A 19,487-nucleotide genomic window follows, 5' to 3' on the forward strand; every position below is an offset into this window, starting at 1 on the left:
GCTATGGGTGTGCAAATCAAGCCCGTTGACCGGCTTGCGAACACAGGCAACCCCTACACGGTCAACCCTGCCCACCCGGCACCCACCACGCAACCCGGCTGCGCGCTGAAAAACTATTGTTTTTTATGTACTGCCCAATAGGCCTGTGTCTCTTGCCGCAACGCTTCATAGGACGTGATTCGCTCTTTTGCCTCGGTCCCGCCCCGCGCCACCAACATCGCGATCAGCGTTTCAATCAGGGCCATTGCACCGGCGTAGCAACAGAAGTGATGCGTCGACAGGACAGAAGCCAACAGCGTTTCATCTGCCTGAAACTCGGGTGAGACAATTTCGCTGTCGGTGATCATGACCAGCCTGACACCCTTGCGGCGGGCGAATTTGCAGGCGTCGATGGTCTCACGCGAATAAGGCGTAAAGGTCAGCGCGATCATCACATCCCCCGGTTGGGCTGAATGCAGTTCGTCCACCGGACTGCCCATGTGGCGCGGGATCAGCCGCAGCGACGGCAACGCCATCCGGCCCACATAATGCAGGTAATAGGCCAACCCATAGCTGGCGCGCGTGGCGGTGAGAAAGACATTGGGCGCCTCGGTCAGCAGGTCGACCACCCGCGCCATGCGGACGGGATCTGCCTGTTCCAGCGACCTTTGCACAATCGCCATGCCGTTCAACGCTGCCTCGGCCTGCACCCGGCCCAGCCCCCCCGCGTCGCGCACCCTCGCGACCCAGCCGGGCCTGTCCCCCGTGGCGGATGACACCAGCGCCTGCCGGAAGGGGTCGCGCAGGGCGTCAAAACTGGCAAAGCCTAGCCGTTCGGCCAGTCGAACCAGCGTATAGGTGCTGACACCGGCCTTGCGCGCGGTGTCCCGGATCGGGTCCAGGCCAAAATCAGACGGATGGTCCACCACATATTTCGCCGCCATGCGCAGCCCGCGCGGCAGATCGGGAATACCCCCCTTCAGCGTTGCAAGGGTTCGGTTTCTCAGGGTCGGGTCCATGTGCCGGGGTCTCCGCGTGACAAAACATTCGTTATAATTTTGACCTATTGTCCAATTTCGTTTTTCCAGCAAGATCCCAGTGCGACCTAACGCGCCCGCAGACAGCCCGAACGGACATCTCCATGGCACAGCACCTTCCCTCTAACGCATCGGTTGTCGTCATCGGTGGTGGCATCATGGGGTGTTCCACCCTGTACCACCTCGCCAAGATGGGGGTCAGCGATGCCGTCCTGCTGGAACGTAATGCGCTGACCTCTGGCACCACTTGGCATTCCGCCGCACAGGTGCGGGCACTGCGCAATTCACGCAACCTGACACGGATGATCCAGTATTCGGTCGATCTGTATTCCGGGCTGGAACAGGAAACCGGGCAGTCGGCCGGCTGGATCCAAAAGGGATCGCTGTCGATCGCCACCAACCCGGACCGCCTGACCCATGTGAAACGGCAAGAGGCGCTGGCCCATGCCTATGGCATCGACGCCTGGTCGATCTCTCCCGGAGAGGCCAAGGAACGCTGGCCGCTGATGAATGCCGAGGACGTGCTGGGCGCGGTCTGGTCCCCGTCGGATGGACGGGTGTCGCCCTCAGATGTCTGCGCCGCACTGGTCAAAGGGGCAAAATCGCGGGGTGCCAAGCTGTTCGAACGCACCGGCGTCACCGGCATCCTGACCGATCAGGGCCGCATCACCGGGGTTGAGACGACACAGGGCGTGATCACCTGCGACGCGGTGGCGCTGTGCACCGGGCTATGGTCGCGTGAGATGGGCGCATTGGCGGGGGCCGAGGTTCCGGCGCTGGCCTGCGAACATTTCTACCTGCTGACCAAACCGATTGACGGCATTGTCGGCAATACTCCGACCCTGTCGGACCACGATAACCATCTCTACATACGCGATGACAGCGGCGGCCTGCTGGTCGGCTGTTTTGAACCGATGGGCAAGCCCATCGCGCCGGGCGTGCTGAACGAGAGCTTTGAATTTGGCCTGCTGCCAGAAGACTGGGACCACTTTGAACCAATGATGATGAACGCTCTGCACCGCCTGCCCGCGCTGGAAACCGCAGAGGTCAAGATGCTGCTGAACGGCCCCGAAAGCTTTACCCCCGACGGCACCTTCATGCTGGGCGAAACCGCAGAGACGCGCGGGCTGTTTCTGGGCTGCGGCATGAACTCTGTCGGGATGGCCTCCGGGGGCGGCGCGGGCATGAACCTTGCCCATGCCATCGTGCATGGTCACACCGCCTATGACCTGTCAGAGGCGGATGCCAAACGCTTTGCCCCCGTGTTCAATTCGGTCGAACATCTGATGGCCCGCGCGCCAGAGATCCTGGGCACGCATTACGACATTTCCTACCCCGGCAAACAGCTAAGGACCGCGCGCGACCTGCGCCGCCTGCCGCTGGATGCGGAATACCGTGCCGCTGGCGCGCATATGGGACAGGTCTATGGCTGGGAACGACCGCTGTACTTTGGCAAGACTGCAGAACCGGTATTGCGGTTTGACCGGCCCGACTGGTTCGAAAACGTCCGGGCCGAGGTCATGGCCGCGCATGAAAAGGCAGCGATCTTTGATGCCTCGCCCTTTGGCAAGATCGAGGTGACAGGCCCCGACGCCGAGGCCTTCTTGCGCCACACCTGCGCCGGTCAGGTACAGCGCGCGCCGGGATCGGTGATCTACACCGCCGTTCTGAACGCACGCGGCACCTTTGAAAGCGATATCACCGCGCATCGCATCGCGCAGGATCATTACCGGCTGTTTGTCGGCACCAACGCGATCAAGCGCGATCTGGCATGGTTCCGCCGCCATGCGGACGGCTTTGACGTGACGCTGGAGGACAGCACGGAAAAATACGCTGTTCTGGGCCTGATGGGGCCGGAGGCGGCGCGCATCGTGGCCGACTGCGGCGCGCCAGAGTTGAACGATCTGGGCTATTTCAAGGTTGGTCCGGCCCATATCGCGGGCAAACATGTGCGCGCCGCACGCCTGTCCTATGTCGGAGAGGCGGGTTGGGAAATCACCTGCCTGTCCGAAAACGCACCCGCCCTCTACGCGGCGTTGACCGCTGCGGGTGCGGTGCCTGCGGGGTTGTTTGCGCAGACCTCCATGCGGGTCGAAAAAGGGTTCTGCGCCATGGGGCATGAACTGGACAGCGATGTCACGCCGATCAGCGCGGGGCTGGACTTTGCCACCCGCAAATCCGGCGGGTTCATCGGGGCCGAGGCGCTGTCAGAGGCCCGCGCCAAGGGCGCGCGGACGCGCGTCTTTTCATTGATCCTAGACGATGCAACGGCAGTGCCGCTGGGCCATGAGCCGGTCTATCTGGATGGCAAGATTGTCGGTCAGACTTCGACCTGCGCCTTTGGCTACCGGGTTGGCAGGCCCGTCGCGCTGGGCCACGGGCATCACCGGATTGCCGGTGGCACAAAGGTTCAGGTCGATATCGCACGCCAGATGTTTGACGCAACCGTGGTTGAGGGACCGCTGTTCGACCCGGACGGCACCCGGATGAAGGGGTGATCCCGCGCGCAGCGCTCTGTCCCTAGCCAAACGCCCGAGCAATCGCCTGTTCCAGATCATAGATCAGGTCGTCGGGGTCTTCGATCCCGGCGGACAGGCGCAACAGGCGCGCGTCGACGGGAAACCCCTCACCGGACACGGTCTTGCGGTGTTCGATCAGGCTTTCGACCCCGCCCAGCGAGGTCGCGGGGTAGAACAATTCGCAGAACCGGGCCACGTCGATGGCATTCTGCTCTGTCCCGTCGATCAGGATCGACAACATGCCGCCAAATTGCCCGTCGGTCTGGCGCTTGGCCACTTCATGGCCCGGATCAGAGGGCAGGCCCGGATACAGCACCGCACTGATGTGCTTGTGCCCTTCGAAATGTTTGGCAATCGCCATGGCGTTCTTGCAGGATTTTTCGACCCGCAGATACAGCGTGCGCATCCCCCGGATCAGCAGCCAGGCATCATGCGACTGCAACACCGTGCCTTGCAGTTTGCGCACCATGTAGATGTCTTCCCAGTCCTGATCGACCTCCTTGACCGACAGTGCCCCGGCGGTGCAATCCGAATGACCGTTCAGGAACTTGGTCGCCGAATGGAACGAATAATCCGCCCCCAGATCCAGCGCGCGAGTCATGTTGGGCGGTGTCGCGGTGCAGTCGGTCAACAGCTTGGCCCCGGCGGCATGGGCGATCTCGGCGGCGGCGGCAATGTCGGTGACTTCCCAATTGGGGTTGTTGGGCGTCTCGACCCAGACCAGCCGAGTTTCGCCCGGTTTGACCGCGGCCGCCAGTTCATCAAGGTTTCCGGCGGTGTAGTAGCTGACGCTGATCCGTCCCTTCGCCGCATAGGTCTGAATCTGGTACAGCACGCCGTGGTACATCACACGCGGCACAACCACATGCGCGCCGGTCGGCAGCTGTTCGATCACGGCGGTGCAGGCCGACATGCCGGAGGCGAACAGGAAACACTCCTTGGCGTTTTCCAGCTCGGCAATGATCGCTTCTGCCTGACTGGTCGTCTGGTTGCCGTCGCGGCGATACCAATACGGTTTGCGCACCGCATAGTTTTCGTCCCGCGCATAGGTGGCCGCGGGCTGGATCGATGGCACAACCGCCCCTGTCTCAGGTTCGATGACGTGCAGGGCCTGCGCGACACGGGTGACAAGAGAGTGTTTGCGGTTGCTGTGATCGGTCATGGGGTTGGTATCCGTCATCTGAAAGTCGTCTCTGGTGCAACGGCATCGCGCGATGCCACGCCGCTTGCAAGAGCCGAAACGCGGATTTGCGCCGCCTCACCCAATGGCAGGCGGCACCTTTTAGCCCGTCAGGGCGCGCCATCGCCCCGACGCGGCGGGTCGATGGCGGACTGGTTCAGCGTTTGCCGCGCCGCGGCGTGTCAAAGCCACCCTCGCGCGGTTTGCCCGCCGGTTTGCCCGGTTTCTTTGGCGTGAACCGCTTGGAGGTGTTGCTTGCATCCCCGGCGCCGGCTGGTTTGCCCTTGCCCGGTCCCTTTGGCTTGGCGCCAAAGGGCTTGGGGCCAGTGGATTTATGGCCAGGCTTTCCGGCGGGGCTGGGTCTGGCCTTGAACTTGGCCGGTCCGCTCGCGTCCTGATCCCGAGAGCGCGATTGCCCCGGTGCGGATGAGCCTGCCTCTTGCCGGGGCTTGCCCTCGTATTTGGGTTTGCCTTCGTACTTGGGCTTACCCTCAGATCTCGGTTTGCCCTCATACTTGGGCTTGTCTCCGGATTTCGGCTTGTCCCCGTACCTGGGTTTTTCGCCATATTTCGGCTTGTCACCATACGTCGGCTTGTCACCTTGGCTGGGCCGGGCTGCCGGTCTGGGACGGTCCGGGGCCTCAGCCCGTTCCCTGCGCGGCGCCGGTGCGGCATCCCCGTCGCGCGGCGGACGGGGCTTGCGCGGCTTGTCATCGCTGCCGAAATCGCGCTTGGGACGCGGCCCCGCACCATCGGGTTTGGGTCCGCGACGCTGCGGCGTCAGATCCGGGGCCTTGTCCATGGCGCGCACGGTAATCCCGTCTTCCAGCGTGGCATCCGCGCCCAGTCCCGACAGAAAGCCGTCGACCTTGGCGGCCAGCAATTCCACGTAGGTCTCACTGTCCTGCACGCGGATCGCGCCGATGTCGTTCTTGTCCAGATCACCGGCCCGGCACAGCAAGGGCAACAGCCAGCGCGCCTCTGCCCGGTCGCCGCGACCAACCGACAATGAAATCCAGCGGCTGGGGCCAAAGCTGCGCTCGGCAGAGCGTGCCGGTTTCGCATCCGCCGGCAACAGTTCCTCAGCGGCGGCATGGCGCGACTGGTACAGGCGCAGATAGGCGGCGGCGATCACTTCGGGGCTGTGACGGTCCAGCAGCTTGGCCGCAAAGGCGCTCTGGTGCTCTGTCACCGGCTCATCCCACGCGGGATCGTTCAATAACCGGTCTTCGTCCTGACGCTGGATGTCCTCGGGCGAAGGCGCCTCGACCCATTCGGCGTTGATCTTGGCCCATTTCAGCAGGCGCTCTGCCTTTTTGGCGGCCCGTACCGGCACGATCAGCGCCGAGATCCCCTTGCGCCCGGCGCGGCCCGTGCGGCCAGAGCGGTGCAGCAGGCTTTCGGTGTTGCTGGGCAGGTCGGCGTGGATCACAAGGTTCAGGTTCGGCAGGTCGATGCCGCGCGCGGCCACATCGGTGGCCACGCAAACCCGCGCGCGCCCGTCGCGCATCGCCTGCAACGCATGGGTGCGTTCCGTCTGGCTGAGTTCCCCCGACAGGCTGACCGTGGCCAGCCCCCGGTTGCCCAGCCGCGCCGACAGATGGTTCACCGCCGCGCGGGTGTTGGCAAAGACGATGGCGCTTTGATCATGGTGAAAGCGCAGCAAGTTGAAAATCGCATGTTCGCTGTCCGACGCCGCGACACGGATCGCCTGATAGGCAATATCCGCGTGCTGCGTGGTGCCGGTGAGCGTGCTGATCCGCTGCGCGTCACGCTGATACTGCTCGGCCAGCTTGACGATGGTCGGCGGCACGGTGGCCGAGAACAGCAGCGTGCGCCGCTCTTCCGGGGATTCCCCCAGAATATATTCCAGATCCTCATGAAACCCGAGATCCAGCATCTCATCCGCTTCGTCCAGCACCGCCGCCTTCAGCCCGCTGAGATCCAGCGATCCGCGCAGGATGTGGTCCTTGAGGCGGCCGGGGGTGCCGACAACGATATGCGCGCCGCGCGACAGGGCGCGCCGTTCGTCGCGCATGTCCATGCCGCCAACGCAGGAGGTGACCACCGCGCCGGTGCGGGCATACAGCCACGCCAGTTCCTGTTTGACCTGAAAGGCCAGTTCACGGGTTGGCGCGATGACCAGCGCCAGCGGCTCTGCCGCGCGGTCAAACGATGTCGCATCGCCCAGCAGGGTGGGTGCGATGGCAAGGCCAAAGCCCACGGTCTTGCCCGATCCGGTCTGCGCCGAGACCAGCAGGTCCGACGCCGCCAGTTCCGGCGCAATCACGGCCTCTTGAACAGGGGTCAATTTGTCGAAACCACGCTCAGCGAGCGCCTCGGACAGGGAAGAGATCATAGTAGGGAAATTCCATGGAAAAGCGGCAGCATGTGCCGGAGACAGCGCCGCGACGGCACAAGACCCGCACCTATAGGCCAAACCTGCAAAGAAGTACATGGCTGAACGGGGAATACACGCGCTTTTCTTGCCGCGCCCAAGCAAGAGCGCCGACAAGTGGCCCGCAAGGGGCGTTGACCGGACCTGAGCGGCGATCCGTCTGGCAACACTATGCACCGATTTCGGACGCCGTCCAGCGCCCAGTGCGCCGGGTTCGAAACCATCGCGGATTTGCCGTTGTCGCTGCGCCTGTGCGCCATGCACCCGCGAGGCGGTCGGCTGTGCCGCCCTGCCCTCTGGGGTCGCTCCGCCGGGCCTGCGCCCTTGCACGCCCGACCTGAACACGGTTTAGTCATGTGCAGGTCATTTCAAACAAACAGGTTTCAGGTGCCAAACCGCGTAGCGATTTGCAGACAGACCGGCATGGTCTATCGCACGGCGCAGGGCCGGGATCAGCCCGGTTTCAGCGGCATCTACATCGACTCACTGGACATCACCGGCCCCGGCATCGTGGCCGTCATAGGGCGGTCAGGCTCTGGCAAATCGACGCTTTTGAGTGTGCTGAGCGGTCTCAAGGCCCCCAACCTGGTGTCCGCCGGGGCCGACGGGTCACAATTGCGCCTGTTGCCGGGCGGCGAGGACAGCGCCGATCTGCTGGCTGGGGCGCGACCAAAACCGGGCACGGTCAGTTTTGTCTTTCAGGAATCCTACCTGATGAAGAGCCTGTCGGTCGGGCTGAATGTCGATATGGCGCGCGCCCTGACCCGGCCTCGGCTGGACGCCGCGCGCTTTGCAGGGCTGATGACAGAATTCGGACTGCTTGGCCCGGACGACAAGGCCCGTGGCCTGCGCGACATGCGCGTGTCAGACCTGTCCGGTGGCCAGCAGCAGCGTATCGCCGTGGCCCGCGCCCTGGCCGCCGACCCGCGCGTGATCTTTTGCGATGAACCGACCAGCAGCCTGGACGCCGCAACCGCGCGACGGATCATGGAGCACTTGCGCGGCTGGGCGCTGGACAGCGGCGCGACGGTGATCTGGGTCACACATGACGAACCCCTGGCGCTAGAGATTGCCGATGCCGTGCTGTGCGTCGACAAGGGCCGCGTGCTGTCGCGGGACGGCGCGCCGCTGACGTTGCCCCCGGTCCACGACATCGCGGCACGACGCGCGGCGCTGGATGGACTCAAGGCGCAGGGGGCGGATCTGCCCGCGCTTGACGACCGCTTGTTCGACCGGAACGGTCTTGTTCTGAACCCTGCGCGCGCAGAGCGGCGCAACGCCAACGGCGCTCCAAGGGAAACGCCCACACCTGCGCGGTTCAACCTGTTCGGAACTGTGCGGTTTATCTGGCGCTTTGTCTTGGCAGAGCTATTCCCGCGCCAGCCCGCAGACCTGAACCCGCCGGGCTGGCTGCGGCGCATGTCGCGGCGGGTCTGGGGCGGACCGTTCCAGTTCACCCGCCCGACCTTTGCGCTGATCATCCTGCTGGGTATCCTTGCGGCCTATGCCACGCTGTTCGGGACCGCGGTTCTGGATGCGAAATTCGCCCGCGATCTGTCGCGACCAGAGGTGTCACACTACACGTTGGAACGGTTCGGAGACGTGGACAGCACGGCCGAGGACCTGCTGTCGCTGCGCGCGGTGCGACAGATCGAAAGCGATCTTGCCGCCCGGTTTGCGCCAGAAATCGCGGACGGCGCGCGACCGCCGCAGGTCTTTGGCAGGCGGCTGGAGCTGAGCGTGCGCGCGGCGGACCTGCAAGTGGACTGTGACGGGGCGCGCAACCGCGCGGGCAATGCGGTGCTTGTGGTCTTTGACCACGCAGAGCCGCTGTTCCGCGGCCTGCCGGTCAGGTCCGCAGACGGGCCGCCCAAAGCCATCGGGTCCGTCGACAAGCCCGACCTGCGCGATGCCGCCTTTGTCACCCCGGATTTCCTAAAGCGTCGCTTCGGCATAGACCCGGGCGATCCTGTGCCGGACCAGTTCTGTTTCGGCACCGAAAGGTTGCTCAAGCCGGTGCGCATTGCCGGGCTGATCGCCGAAATTCCCGGATCATCCGTGCTGAGCGCCGAAATCGCGATGACCAACGACGCCTATCTACGGCTGATGAAATCCCCCGACGTCCGCCCCAATCACTGGGGCAACAGCTGGCCGCCTTTTGACAGCGCGGCGCTGTATTTCGATGCGGATTATGCGGAAAAGCTGTTCTGCACCATCGACGCATGTGCCGACCGGCCCGAGCTATATGACCAGATCCACGGCCCTGGGTACAAACTGAACGATGACGCGCTGGCGCAGGTGCGGCGGTTGCTGAGCATTGCGCTGGGCAGCCGCAACCTGCTGTTTGCCGTCATGACGGCCATGTCCATCTCCATCGCCATTGCGGTTGCCCTGTCGGTGCAGGCCTTCATCGTCTCGAATGAACGCTTTCTCAGCATCATGCGCGCCGTGGGCTATCGGCTGGGCCACATCGTGTTCCTGATGCTGCTGGAACTGCTGGTGATCACTCTGGTCGCCACCATCGCGGCCGGTTTCGTTCTGGTGGTCAGCCATCAACTGCTGGCGGCACGCATTGCGCGGGTCTGGGATCTGGCCCCCGACTGGCTGGACTGGTCGGTTGTCCAGACCGCACAGGCCGTTGGGTTGGCCTATGGGCTGGTGCTGACGATCGGTCTGCTGGTGGTGGTACACTGGTGGCGCAGCCACCGTGACATTGGACAGAAACTGCAAGGCGTGTGACGCTGGGACGGGCGCACTGCACCGCGAGGAGAAACAGAGGTCATGAAACATCCGAGGTTTGCGATCCTCTTTTGGCTGGGTCTGTCCGGGGGCGCGCTGCACGCCCAGGAACCGCCGGTCTGTGACGCGGTGCTGGTCGCCTATGCCGAAAGCCGTCTGACAGGCGGTCTGTCCGCCATGCGCCTGTTGCGGGACGAGACCCCGCTGTTCGATCCCCTCGCGCCGCCGTCCCCCGAAGCGGCTCCGGCATTTTCCGGCTTTTTCGGGCATCAGGCAGAACGCCAGCGTGACCCGGTGGATTTCAACACCACCGGCGCGTTCCGGCACGAAGGCTGCATAGAGGTCACCGGCATCCTGCGGACCGACAAGAGCCTGGAGGAACTGCCGCGCCGCGACGGCAAACCGATGCCGGTGTCGGTCTTTGCCTTCAACACGGGAGTGTTCGGCCTGGCCTTTCTCGAAGGCCCCTCAATCACCGAAACAAATGCCCGGATGAGCGTCGGCCCCCTGCTGATCCACCCGGATCTGCGCGGCGGCGCCGGCACGTTGACACCCCAAGCCGATGCCTTTGCCGATTTCAGCGTTGCGCCCTACATCGCCAGCCAAAAGGAAGAGACGCTCACCAAGGGCGAGTGGGCGTGGATGGCGCTTGACCTGCGGCAGGGCAAGGGGCGGCAACTGGTTGCCGTGACCTGCGACACCGGGTGCGAGGCCTATCTGAGCGACTTCAAGGCCCGGCTTCTGGCCGCCAGCGGCCCGGTGCAGCCGATTGCGCCTCCGGTGCCCGACCTTGTCCGTGATCCTGATCCTGCCCCTGACCCGGTGATCGCAACCGGCACAACCGTGCCAAAACCGAACGACGATCCCGCTGTCTTTGTGGATGAAAGGCTTTCAGTCACGTTGATCGGCCCCGAGGGTGAGGTGATCCTACTGGACAGCGTCCGACTCGCAGAGCGCGCCGAAGGCCACAGCCCGGAGGACAAGCGCGCCATTCACGCCGCGCTGGAGGCCCTGCACAGCGGAGCAGAGGGCCGCGAGGCTGCGGTTGCACAACTGATCGGCTTCGGCGTGCTGGACGCAGGATTGCAGGCCTATGCCATCGAGGTGGCAGAGCGCGGCTATCGCCTTGTCCTGCGTGCGCCGCCCCCTCCGCCGCCCCGCCTGCTGGCCGGGGTCGACCTGCTGCTGGCGGACCCGCCTGGCAGCGCCATCGTCGCCAACTGCGTCCCCGAGGTCGAGATTTCCCATCCTGATCACCCCTCGCTCCGCCTGCCACTGGAGATCGACCTGAAAAGCGCGATCGTCGGCCCCGACGGCGAAGAGGTCTATGGCCGGTTCACCCTGTCCAGCGACAGCACGGCCCCCGTCATGACGATGCCGCTGCGAGAGTTGAGTCTGCGCCTGTTCGCCCCGGCAGAGGTCAGGCCCTACGCCGACGCCCGGCCGCAACCCTCCAGTTGCAGCCTGTCCTGGGGCGGACGTTTCCCCGAAACCGACCTGCCACTGGCGGACGTGTCCGACACGTCTGACCTGCCTGTCTCCGTGACCGAGGACGGTCGCGTGATTTTTGCCGATGCGGCGCTGACCAGCACCGCGCGGCCGGTCTTTGTCCTGCTCTACAACGCCACCGGACTGGAGGACACAAACGGCATGCCGCTGCGTCCGGACCTGTATCCGGGTTGGACCCATGACCGTGGCGGGCGCGACATGATGTCGGCGCTGAGCATCCTTGCCAGTTCCGCACAGGCCGTCTTTGCCCGGCGGGTCGAGGATCTGTTCCTGTTGCAGGCGGCTGGAGGTGTGGACAAGGGATTTCTGCCGCCCGAACCCCTGACCGCCGACAGTGCGCTGCGCGCCGCAAAGACCTTGAACCCAGGTGAGGTTGGTCCGCTGAACCTGGAGAACGAACTGAAGGCGCTCGCTGGGTCCACCGCCGCCCCGCCCCGTTTTGTCATTCTCGGGCGCAGCGGACTGGACGCAGGCACCGACTACTGTGCCACGCCCCCCGCCTTGCCGGACCGCAGTCGGCGCGGATCTCTGGTGATCGATTTCCTCAGCCAGCAGGCCACTTTCAATCTGTCAAAGCCGGTACAGGCGGCGCTGATCAACCCAACGGGGACCGAAACATTTGCCGCAGCCGCCGAACGGCTGGCCACGCGCTGTCCCGACGATGGCAGCGGTCTGGCCCACTGGGTTCTGACCCCCGATGTCGCGAACCAGTTGGAACTGTTTCACGCCCTCGAAACTCTCGCCCCTTATCTCTTCGGAGACCTGCAATGATCCGCCTGTTCCCCCTTGTTTCTGCCGTCTCGGCGCTGATTGCGCTCCCCCTGGCCGCGACCGCCCAACAAGCCGACAGTTTCGTCAGCCCCTCTGGCACTTGCCAGACCGATCTATACGAAAAGATCTCTGCCTATCCGCGCAGCGGCAACAGCGTCACGGTCCGTGCCCAGCAGATCAAATCCGGACGCCTTGCGCCGCAACCGATGACAGACTCGGTGATCCCGCCGTTTACGCCGGTCAAATGCTTTGCCCGCACGGACGACCTTGTGCTGATCCTTGCCGAAGAGGGTCAGAACTTTTGCGGCTGGGTGCCGCGCACCGCCCTGCTGGGCGGGGCACAGGGCGATACCGGTCCGATCACGCCGCTGAACCGGGGGCGCGCCTGCCCGTCGCTGGATCCGATGAGCGTCTCTGACTATTGCGCCCGCAAAGAGGAACTGGGCAGCTTTGAAGCGCTGTGCGAAGAGATGCGCCAGCCCGACGGCAGCTTTGCCGACAACCCGATCGAAACCAAATTCCTGACATGGAACGCCAACGCCGATGATCCCGCCGACCGCACTGCCGTCGCGCGCTATTCGGCACCCGACACGGGCGCGCGGCTGGACAGCGATCTGTCGATCTTTTCCGTCTTCAAGGTCTGGGACGTGGCGGCCTCAGCGGATGGCGAAGAGCTGTTTGTCCTGATCGGCCCGGACCAGAAGACGGTCGAGGGCTGGGTGCTGGAAACCGCCGGAACGGTCTGGTTCTCGCGCCTGACCACGTTCTTCGAACGGGGCGCGACAGCCCCGATCCTGACCGAAGCCCCCGGCACCGCCGCCGCCGAACCGCTGGCCGTGGTGCCACCCAATCTGGACGAGATGCTGTCAGGCGGTGAGGATTTCGACAAATACCCGGTGCTGGTGGACAACCGCGCGCCCGAGGCGACGCTGGGAACCCGGCAGGAACCGCATCTGGAGATCGCCTTTATCGGCGCGCGCTGTGGTGAAAACCAACTGTGTTCCGACACCGGAGGCGATCGCGTGGTCGACAAGATCAGCCTGCTGGATTCCGTCGACGTCTTGTTTGTCATGGATGCGACCGCGTCGATGGCGGACTACTTTCCCATGGTCGCCGAAGAGGTGGCCGACATCGCCCTTGCGCGCGCCTCGACCACCAACCGCTTTGGCGCGGTGATGTATGGCGATTTCCTGTCGAGCCGGGCGATGGACCACGGCGCGCCGATGCAGATCAAGACCGCCGTGCCACTGACAGAGATCTATGGCGGGGATGAGTTTGACCCGCTGCAAACCGCCGATCTGTTCATCGCCGACCCGGTGGGCGGCAAGCCAGAGGCCGCCTTTGCCGCGCTGTATCAGGCGATTTCATCAGCCGATTGGCGTTCTGACGGCGTGCGCATTGTTGTGCATATCGCCGATCACGGCGACCGGGGTTCGGCGCCCGATGCGCTGGTCGAGCTGATGTCGGCGCAGAACGTGTTGTATGTCCCGATCGCGGTGCTGGGCGAATTCATCGCCGGGGTGAACGGCGATCTTGTCAGCCAGACCCGCGATCTGCTGAACCGGACCCGGATCGACGGCGTGCCAATGGGCATCGACACCCAACTGACCTACGACCCGGCGCGCGGCGGCCAATCCGACGATGAGGCGCGCCTGCGCATCCGCCAATCACTGCGCGGCGCGACGGAATTGCAGGACGTGATCAGCACCCAGATCGCCAGCATCCTGCTCAGCGGTGAGGAAAGCACCGTGGCGGAATCGAACCGCTATCCGCCCGGCTACGCGCAGCTGGTGGCGGCGGCGCGCAAGATCTACGGCATTGATCTGGATGACGTCCAAGGCTCTGCCGAGGCGCGGACATTGGCCGCCAAGGGCTATGTCGCGGTGCCGCCCGACGGCACGTCGGACGATTGGGACTACTTCGCCGCCATCAGCCCGAACGACGTCAAGCTGTTGTCGGAACAATTCGACATCCTGTGCAAGTCGATGCACGACACCGGCGCAGAGGGCCTGCTGTCCAACGCCCTGCGCGAGGTGATCGAAATCCTGACCGGCGATGTGCTGTCACGCGACAACGCGCTTTACTTTGCCTATTTCGACAACCGCGACGACATCCCGCTGGTCAACCGGACCATTCTCGGGGACGGCGTATTTGAACTGGGACAGGACCTTGGCAGCCTGTCCAGAGCCACCCGCACCCGGGTCGAGGCCTATCGGCGCGAGGCGTGCCGCACCCGCAAACTGCTCAAGCTGATCGATTCCAACCTGCGGGTGGAACGCCCGTTCGAAATTGGGCCGGACGGGCGGCCCGGTGATCTGGTCTGGGATCAGGTCGAACAGGACTATGACGATCTGACTAGCCGCAAATACATCTGGCCGCGTATCGGGATCGGCAATGTCCAGACCATCTATCTGCCGCTGGACTACATGCCGCGCCCCTATGATGAGGTCCGCACCCAATGACGGCCCCGGTCGGCACGCCGCCCTACTACAGGTTCCGCAGTCAGGCGCGGTATTCCCGCGCGCGGGCCGACCTGCTGGGCTGGTATCTGACCTTTCGGCAGACGGATACGGATGAGCCGTTCGATCTGGCGGTGTTCTCCGCCGGGGTGCCTGCGGATAGCCCGTTGTTGATGGCGCTGGAGCATCGCCCCGAGGAGGCACAGCCGGAAACGCTGGGCGCGGCATTGGCGTATCTGCGGGTCTGTTTGCAATTGGCCGAACAGCACTGGCCCCCTGCCGAGAGCTTTGAGGCGGCCTTGGCGGCAACGCGGACATCCGGCGCGGCAGGGGGGTCAGCGTCGGAGACTGTCGCAGCGCCACCGCTACCGCCACCCGAACCGGCCGATCTGTCCCCACCACCACCACCACAGCCCCGGCGACGGCACCCGCTGCGGCGGGCGTTGCGTGGTCTGATCCTGCTGGCGCTGCTTGTCGCGGCCTGCTGGGGCGGCGGGCGGTTGCTGCAAACCACGGTCGAGCGGCGCGCCATGGCCGCCGACCTGCATCGCCCGCTGCCCGCCTTCGTTTCTGCCCTGTCGGGACTATCCCTGTCCTTGCCGGGGTTTGCGTCGGCCTGTCTGGGCACAGCGCCGGACAATTGCCGCAAGAGCGATCCGGCACAGCCCTATGCCACCCCCCTGCACGCCGATCTGGCCCGCGCCCGCAGCGCCTCCAGCCGGATGCTTGCCGCGCTCGCGCCTCTGGCACCGGAGGACGGCGCGGACTGGATCGTGGCGACCCCGGCTCAGAACTGCCGGGTCGGCGGCGGCGATACGCTGGAAGACGACTGGCGGCTGGTCTCATCCTTGTGCCGGGTTCGTGAGCGGTTGACGGAGTATGAACTGTGCCTCGTCGGCCATCCGATGATCTCTGACCGGCAATGCGCCGACCTGATGCGCCTTGCGATGGCCGATACGGCGTTTGACTGTACCGATTGCCCGCCCCGCCCCGCCAATGTGTTTGATCCCCGGCTGGAATGGACCCGTGAAAGCCGGGTTGCGGCGGGTCTGGTGCTGGAGGTCCGCCGCTTTGCCGCGCCTGACCCGATCCTGCGGCTTACCTGGACCCGGCTGACCGGGGATTATCTTTGGCTGCGCGCCGAGGCGCTGCGGCACTACGCGGCGCTATCAGACTGATCCCGATCCCGACCACCAACCAGACGGCCAGCAGACCCGGCGCGGACCACGGCCAGAGCGCAAAGGGAGAGGCCATGGGCGGGGTGGTCAGCACCTCGATCAGACCGACATGCAGCGCGCCGCCCAACACCGCCACACCGACAGCCCCCCGCCCCTCGAAGAACAAAAAGGCAGAAAGGCACGCCGCCCCGCCCGCGCCCAGCATCAGGACCACTGCCGCCCCCTGCCCCTGCATCTGCGGTAAAACGGAAAACAGCACCCCGCCAAGAAAGGTTGCCAGCGCAGCCGCTGGCAGCGCGCGCGCACTCCGGCCCGGCCACAGCCCCACCGCCAGCACCAGTCCCGCCGCCAGTGTCCCGAACCAGCCGCCCGGCCGCAATGCCGCCGGTCCGATGCCCTGCCAGACCGCCAACAGCGTCAGGGCGACCAATGCGATCCAGCCCAACATCCGCGCACGCGACCGTAGGCGCGTCACGGCTGCCCCTCATCCAGCAGCCGCAACAGGTCATCAAGTTCACCTGCGACGCTGCCCGCGCAGACCGGCACAGGCGGGTTCAAAAACGCATCCAATGCGCCCTGCGCCAGAGACGCGCGCCGCGATAGCACCGCCAGGTAGACCTGCACCGCCTGCATTCCGGGCGCGCTGTCCGGTGCACGCAACGCGCGGGACAGGTACAATTCCAGATGCGCCGCCACGCGTGGACAGGGCTCCAGATCCGCAATCCGCGCCAGCGCCGTCAGCAGGTGCGTGAACTCTGCGCTGCACGCCTCGGCCCCGGCGAACCGGCTGGCGCTGCCGCGCAGATGCTCCCCCTGCTCCAGCGTCAGCCGCACATGCAGCGCCAGCGCGTTGAAGAACCGTGGCTCAGCCACAGCAGCCGCGCGCGCCAGAGCAAGGGCGTCCTTGTCCCGGCCCTCAGCCTCGGCCAGTGTGGCTTGCAGGAACAACAGGTCGCTGCGGGGCACGCCGGGATCCTCGACCGCTGCCATGATCTCCAGCGCCTCGGCAAAACGGGGATCGGCGATCTGCCCGGCACGCAGGGCCGTCAGCGCCACCTGCAAGCCCGCCGCATAGCGCACGCCCGGATCGTCGCTGTCCATCAACGGCGCGGTCAGCGGCGCGACCCCGTCCAGCGTTTCGGCAAGGGCCGCCAGCGCAAGGACACGCCGATCCGCCTCTGTGCCGACCAACAGACCAGACCGCCGCAGATAGACCGTATCGGCATAGGGTTGGTCCGGGCCAGCTGAACACCCGCGCTGCATCTGTTCGCTGAGATCCTCACACAGGCCGGAACAGGATGGGTCTTGTGGTTGGACCGGCGGGATCGGGATGCAGGGGGCGACGCGAAACACCGGGCATTGTTGGGCCTCCGCCGGGGCCGCGCCAAGCAGCAAGGCCACCAGCGCAGCGCCACGGATCACGGACACAGGTCCAATCCACTGTCCGCCAGACAGGTGGCCGGGAACTGCTTGCACAGCAGGTCGGTCGCCAGAAAAGGCAACGCGGCATCAATGTCGTCGATCGGGTCGGGCCAGACCGCATTGACGGTCTCCTGCGCCTGTTTGCCCTCCGCCAATTCCCGGATCAGCCGGTTAAAGCGCACCGGCGCCAACCCGCCAAAGACCCCAGGCTCGGAGGTCACGAAAGCGATCAGATCCTCTGCGCCGGGCACCGCCACGCACGACCGGTCTGTATCAGTGTCCGGGGCGGCATCCGGATCGGGGTCCAGAGGTGGCGTCGGCGGGGTCTCGGCCGGGACCGCCGGAGGGGCCGCAGGGTCCCCGCCCGCCGAAAGCACTGTCAGAAAGCGCGTGATCTCGGCAATCGGATTTGCCACACAAGCGGTTTGGTCCAGCGTCGGCGCGGCGGTGGACAGCACCTCTTGCGCGCGGGCATTGAGGCGCACCGCTGCCGCCCGACACACATCCCCCACCGATAGCTGTTCTTCGTCCAGCGCCGCCTGTGCCGTGGCCAATTCAGCGATCCGCGCCTGCGCATCCTGCGTCAGCCGGGCAACCTGTGCATCCAGATCCGCCCGGACGTCAGTCAACGTGTCGATCTCCGCCGCAAGAACCACGTTGTCCGCGCTCACCTCTGCCAGCTCCGCTTCCAGCGCCGCAATCCTGGCTTGCAGATCCGCCTCGACCGGGGCGCAAACCTGATCCGTCTCAAAGGAACACTGGGCAATCAGCCCCTTGACCTGTTCGCGGAAATAGAGCGTGCGGCGCGACAGAAAATCGACGCAGCCAAGCACGGTCAGATTGGCGGCGCGGCAGTCGGGCGGCATCCTGTAGGCGGAAATGAACGCCGGGCAGTCCGCATCCTCAACCGCGCTGATATCGCAATACAGGTGAAGTGAGAACTGTCCGAGCAAGTCCTGACAGTCCTCAGACGACAGTCCCGCCTCGGCGCACAGCGCAGGCGGCGCGGCGGACACCGGCCCCGGCACAACTTCCTGGTCTGGTACCACCGGGACTGGCGCAGCATCCGGCAAAGTGTCAGGCTCGGGCGTTGGGACAGGGTCCGCAACCTGCCCCGGCACGGGGTCTGGATCAAGGCTCTCGTCCTGTGCCTGCGCTACCTGCAATGTCATGAAAACCAAGACCATTGATGTCAGGATGCGTCTGATGGCATGGCGGCGCAGCCCCGCCCGTTTCGGTTCAATCTCAAAATCAAAAAACATTTGCTATCCTTGGGACCACGGGTATCTTCGGACGGTGACACGCGTTTGACAAGGTCTCAGGCCTCCCTGAGAAAAGCAATTTTTGGATCGTCCCTTATGCCGTTTTCCGTCTTCCATTCCCTGATTTCCCGTTCCTCTCTGGTGCCTTTTCTGGTCGCAAGCGGGGTTGTGGCGGGCGCCGGACCTGCGCGTGCGCAGGATACTCCCGATCCGGTGAGTTTTGCCGTCGAACAGTGTTCAACCGGCGATATGCTGTCCACCTGCCCGAACTATTGTCAGGTGGCCTGCACCTCGACCAAGTTCCTGCTCGACAATACGGAGGCTTGCGATACCGCGATGACCGCCCTGCCGGACGCGGATGAGGCAAGCTGCCCGGTGCCGTCGGAAACCGGGCTTGTCACCCTACAGGCCTGTATCGACGAGAAACGCCAGATCCCACGTGAACCCAGCCGTGTCATTGCCCGCAACAAGGAACGGCTGGCCATCTTCGACGCCTTCTTTTCGGATCGCCCCGCCTGCGCAATCTCCAGCCTTGCGCTGGAGGCGATGTTTGGCTGCCTCAGCGGAGAGACCGGCGTGGTTCAGCGTGAATACGATGCCATGCCGTCGCTGGGGCTCAGCGACCGGCCTCTGAACGGCGATGAACTGGTCAAACTGGCCTGCAGCATTGGCGAAGACATGCTGATCCAGATCGATATCGGCGCATCCTCGCTGAGCGGCCGCGCCGATGAGTTGAGCGACAAGTTGGGGCAAGTCACCTCTTGCCGGCTGGAATATTCGAAATGGTTCGCCTCACGCGGTGAGGAATTCTGCACCAACCGGACTTTTGACAACTGCGAGGCCGTGGTCGAGGTCTTTCAGACCCAACTGCAACAATCGCTGGTCGGTGCCGAAGAGCAGAACAAGCAGATCAGTGTTGTGGTCGACAGCCTGGAAAGGGATCTGTCCTCTTTGACCAGTCTCGGCTTTGTCGATCCGTCCATTTGCAACTAGGCCGTGCGGAGATCCCGCGCGCCTTGGTTGTTATTTAGCCA

12 protein-coding genes are annotated in these 19,487 nt (G+C 64.7%); 6 read left to right on the plus strand and 6 right to left on the minus strand.

Annotated features, from left to right (window positions below; all coding sequences use genetic code 11):
• Positions 1 to 113: 113 nt before the first annotated feature.
• On the minus strand, positions 114 to 998 hold the full coding sequence (locus CHB90_RS09505; RefSeq protein WP_089277633.1) for a MurR/RpiR family transcriptional regulator: 885 nt from the start codon (positions 996 to 998) through the stop codon (positions 114 to 116).
• A gap of 122 nt (positions 999 to 1,120) precedes the next feature.
• Here CHB90_RS09505 and CHB90_RS09510 point away from each other — a divergent pair, with 122 nt between their 5' ends.
• The gene (locus CHB90_RS09510) at positions 1,121 to 3,514 is read left to right on the plus strand and encodes a GcvT family protein (protein WP_089277634.1); all 2,394 of its coding nucleotides are present in this window, start codon (positions 1,121 to 1,123) and stop codon (positions 3,512 to 3,514) included.
• 22 nt (positions 3,515 to 3,536) lie between these two features.
• Here CHB90_RS09510 and CHB90_RS09515 read toward each other — a convergent pair whose 3' ends face one another.
• Both CHB90_RS09515 and CHB90_RS09520 read right to left on the minus strand, forming a co-directional pair.
• Positions 3,537 to 4,697 carry a trans-sulfuration enzyme family protein gene (locus CHB90_RS09515; RefSeq protein WP_089277679.1) on the minus strand — a complete coding sequence of 387 codons (1,161 nt, stop codon included), beginning with the start codon at positions 4,695 to 4,697 and terminating at the stop codon, positions 3,537 to 3,539.
• A gap of 175 nt (positions 4,698 to 4,872) precedes the next feature.
• Positions 4,873 to 7,074 carry a DEAD/DEAH box helicase gene (locus CHB90_RS09520; protein WP_089277635.1) on the minus strand — a complete coding sequence of 734 codons (2,202 nt, stop codon included), beginning with the start codon at positions 7,072 to 7,074 and terminating at the stop codon, positions 4,873 to 4,875.
• 462 nt (positions 7,075 to 7,536) lie between these two features.
• Here CHB90_RS09520 and CHB90_RS09525 point away from each other — a divergent pair, with 462 nt between their 5' ends.
• The 4 genes from CHB90_RS09525 to CHB90_RS09540 are packed head-to-tail and all read left to right on the plus strand — an operon-like array spanning position 7,537 to position 15,769.
• Entirely contained in the window at positions 7,537 to 9,852 is a 2,316-nt protein-coding gene (locus CHB90_RS09525; RefSeq protein ID WP_170941020.1) for an ABC transporter ATP-binding protein/permease, read from the plus strand.
• A 42-nt stretch (positions 9,853 to 9,894) separates the two neighbouring features.
• Positions 9,895 to 12,132, plus strand: a complete 2,238-nt coding sequence (locus CHB90_RS09530) for a hypothetical protein (protein ID WP_089277637.1) — start codon at positions 9,895 to 9,897, stop codon at positions 12,130 to 12,132.
• Positions 12,129 to 14,594, plus strand: a complete 2,466-nt coding sequence (locus tag CHB90_RS09535) for a vWA domain-containing protein (RefSeq protein ID WP_089277638.1) — start codon at positions 12,129 to 12,131, stop codon at positions 14,592 to 14,594. Before CHB90_RS09530 ends, CHB90_RS09535 begins: the two co-directional genes overlap by 4 nt.
• Positions 14,591 to 15,769: a hypothetical protein gene (locus tag CHB90_RS09540; RefSeq protein WP_089277639.1), complete on the plus strand. Its 1,179-nt coding sequence runs from the start codon at positions 14,591 to 14,593 to the stop codon at positions 15,767 to 15,769. The genes CHB90_RS09535 and CHB90_RS09540 overlap by 4 nt, the downstream gene beginning before the upstream one ends.
• On the opposite strand, the gene CHB90_RS09545 is transcribed toward CHB90_RS09540, so the two are convergent.
• From CHB90_RS09545 to CHB90_RS09555, 3 genes are read right to left on the minus strand one after another with little or no spacing between them, the layout of a single operon-like run.
• Positions 15,690 to 16,244 carry a hypothetical protein gene (locus tag CHB90_RS09545; protein ID WP_141135838.1) on the minus strand — a complete coding sequence of 185 codons (555 nt, stop codon included), beginning with the start codon at positions 16,242 to 16,244 and terminating at the stop codon, positions 15,690 to 15,692. The two genes, CHB90_RS09540 and CHB90_RS09545, sit on opposite strands and share 80 nt — an antisense overlap.
• The gene (locus tag CHB90_RS09550) at positions 16,241 to 17,191 is read right to left on the minus strand and encodes a hypothetical protein (RefSeq protein ID WP_141135839.1); all 951 of its coding nucleotides are present in this window, start codon (positions 17,189 to 17,191) and stop codon (positions 16,241 to 16,243) included. Before CHB90_RS09550 ends, CHB90_RS09545 begins: the two co-directional genes overlap by 4 nt.
• Positions 17,188 to 18,453 carry a hypothetical protein gene (locus CHB90_RS09555; protein ID WP_089277642.1) on the minus strand — a complete coding sequence of 422 codons (1,266 nt, stop codon included), beginning with the start codon at positions 18,451 to 18,453 and terminating at the stop codon, positions 17,188 to 17,190. The genes CHB90_RS09550 and CHB90_RS09555 overlap by 4 nt, the downstream gene beginning before the upstream one ends.
• Positions 18,454 to 18,549: 96 nt before the next feature.
• On the opposite strand from CHB90_RS09555, the gene CHB90_RS09560 reads away from it, so the two are divergent.
• Complete coding sequence (locus tag CHB90_RS09560; RefSeq protein WP_089277643.1) at positions 18,550 to 19,446, plus strand: hypothetical protein; 897 nt, start codon at positions 18,550 to 18,552, stop codon at positions 19,444 to 19,446.
• Positions 19,447 to 19,487 lie beyond the last annotated feature (41 nt).

Origin of the sequence: Antarctobacter heliothermus, from assembly GCF_900188425.1 — a bacterium.
GTDB classification, from domain to species: domain Bacteria; phylum Pseudomonadota; class Alphaproteobacteria; order Rhodobacterales; family Rhodobacteraceae; genus Antarctobacter; species Antarctobacter heliothermus.

What these genes read in the sequence shown, in the direction of transcription:
- CHB90_RS09555 (WP_089277642.1), bottom strand. Translation starts at nt 18,453, where the DNA reads ATGTTTTTTGATTTTGAGATTGAACCGAAACGGGCGGGGCTGCGCCGC.
- CHB90_RS09540 (WP_089277639.1), top strand. Translation starts at nt 14,591, where the DNA reads ATGACGGCCCCGGTCGGCACGCCGCCCTACTACAGGTTCCGCAGTCAG.
- CHB90_RS09505 (WP_089277633.1), bottom strand. Translation starts at nt 998, where the DNA reads ATGGACCCGACCCTGAGAAACCGAACCCTTGCAACGCTGAAGGGGGGT.
- CHB90_RS09535 (WP_089277638.1), top strand. Translation starts at nt 12,129, where the DNA reads ATGATCCGCCTGTTCCCCCTTGTTTCTGCCGTCTCGGCGCTGATTGCG.
- CHB90_RS09560 (WP_089277643.1), top strand. Translation starts at nt 18,550, where the DNA reads ATGCCGTTTTCCGTCTTCCATTCCCTGATTTCCCGTTCCTCTCTGGTG.
- CHB90_RS09510 (WP_089277634.1), top strand. Translation starts at nt 1,121, where the DNA reads ATGGCACAGCACCTTCCCTCTAACGCATCGGTTGTCGTCATCGGTGGT.
- CHB90_RS09530 (WP_089277637.1), top strand. Translation starts at nt 9,895, where the DNA reads ATGAAACATCCGAGGTTTGCGATCCTCTTTTGGCTGGGTCTGTCCGGG.
- CHB90_RS09515 (WP_089277679.1), bottom strand. Translation starts at nt 4,697, where the DNA reads ATGACCGATCACAGCAACCGCAAACACTCTCTTGTCACCCGTGTCGCG.
- CHB90_RS09525 (WP_170941020.1), top strand. Translation starts at nt 7,537, where the DNA reads ATGGTCTATCGCACGGCGCAGGGCCGGGATCAGCCCGGTTTCAGCGGC.
- CHB90_RS09520 (WP_089277635.1), bottom strand. Translation starts at nt 7,074, where the DNA reads ATGATCTCTTCCCTGTCCGAGGCGCTCGCTGAGCGTGGTTTCGACAAA.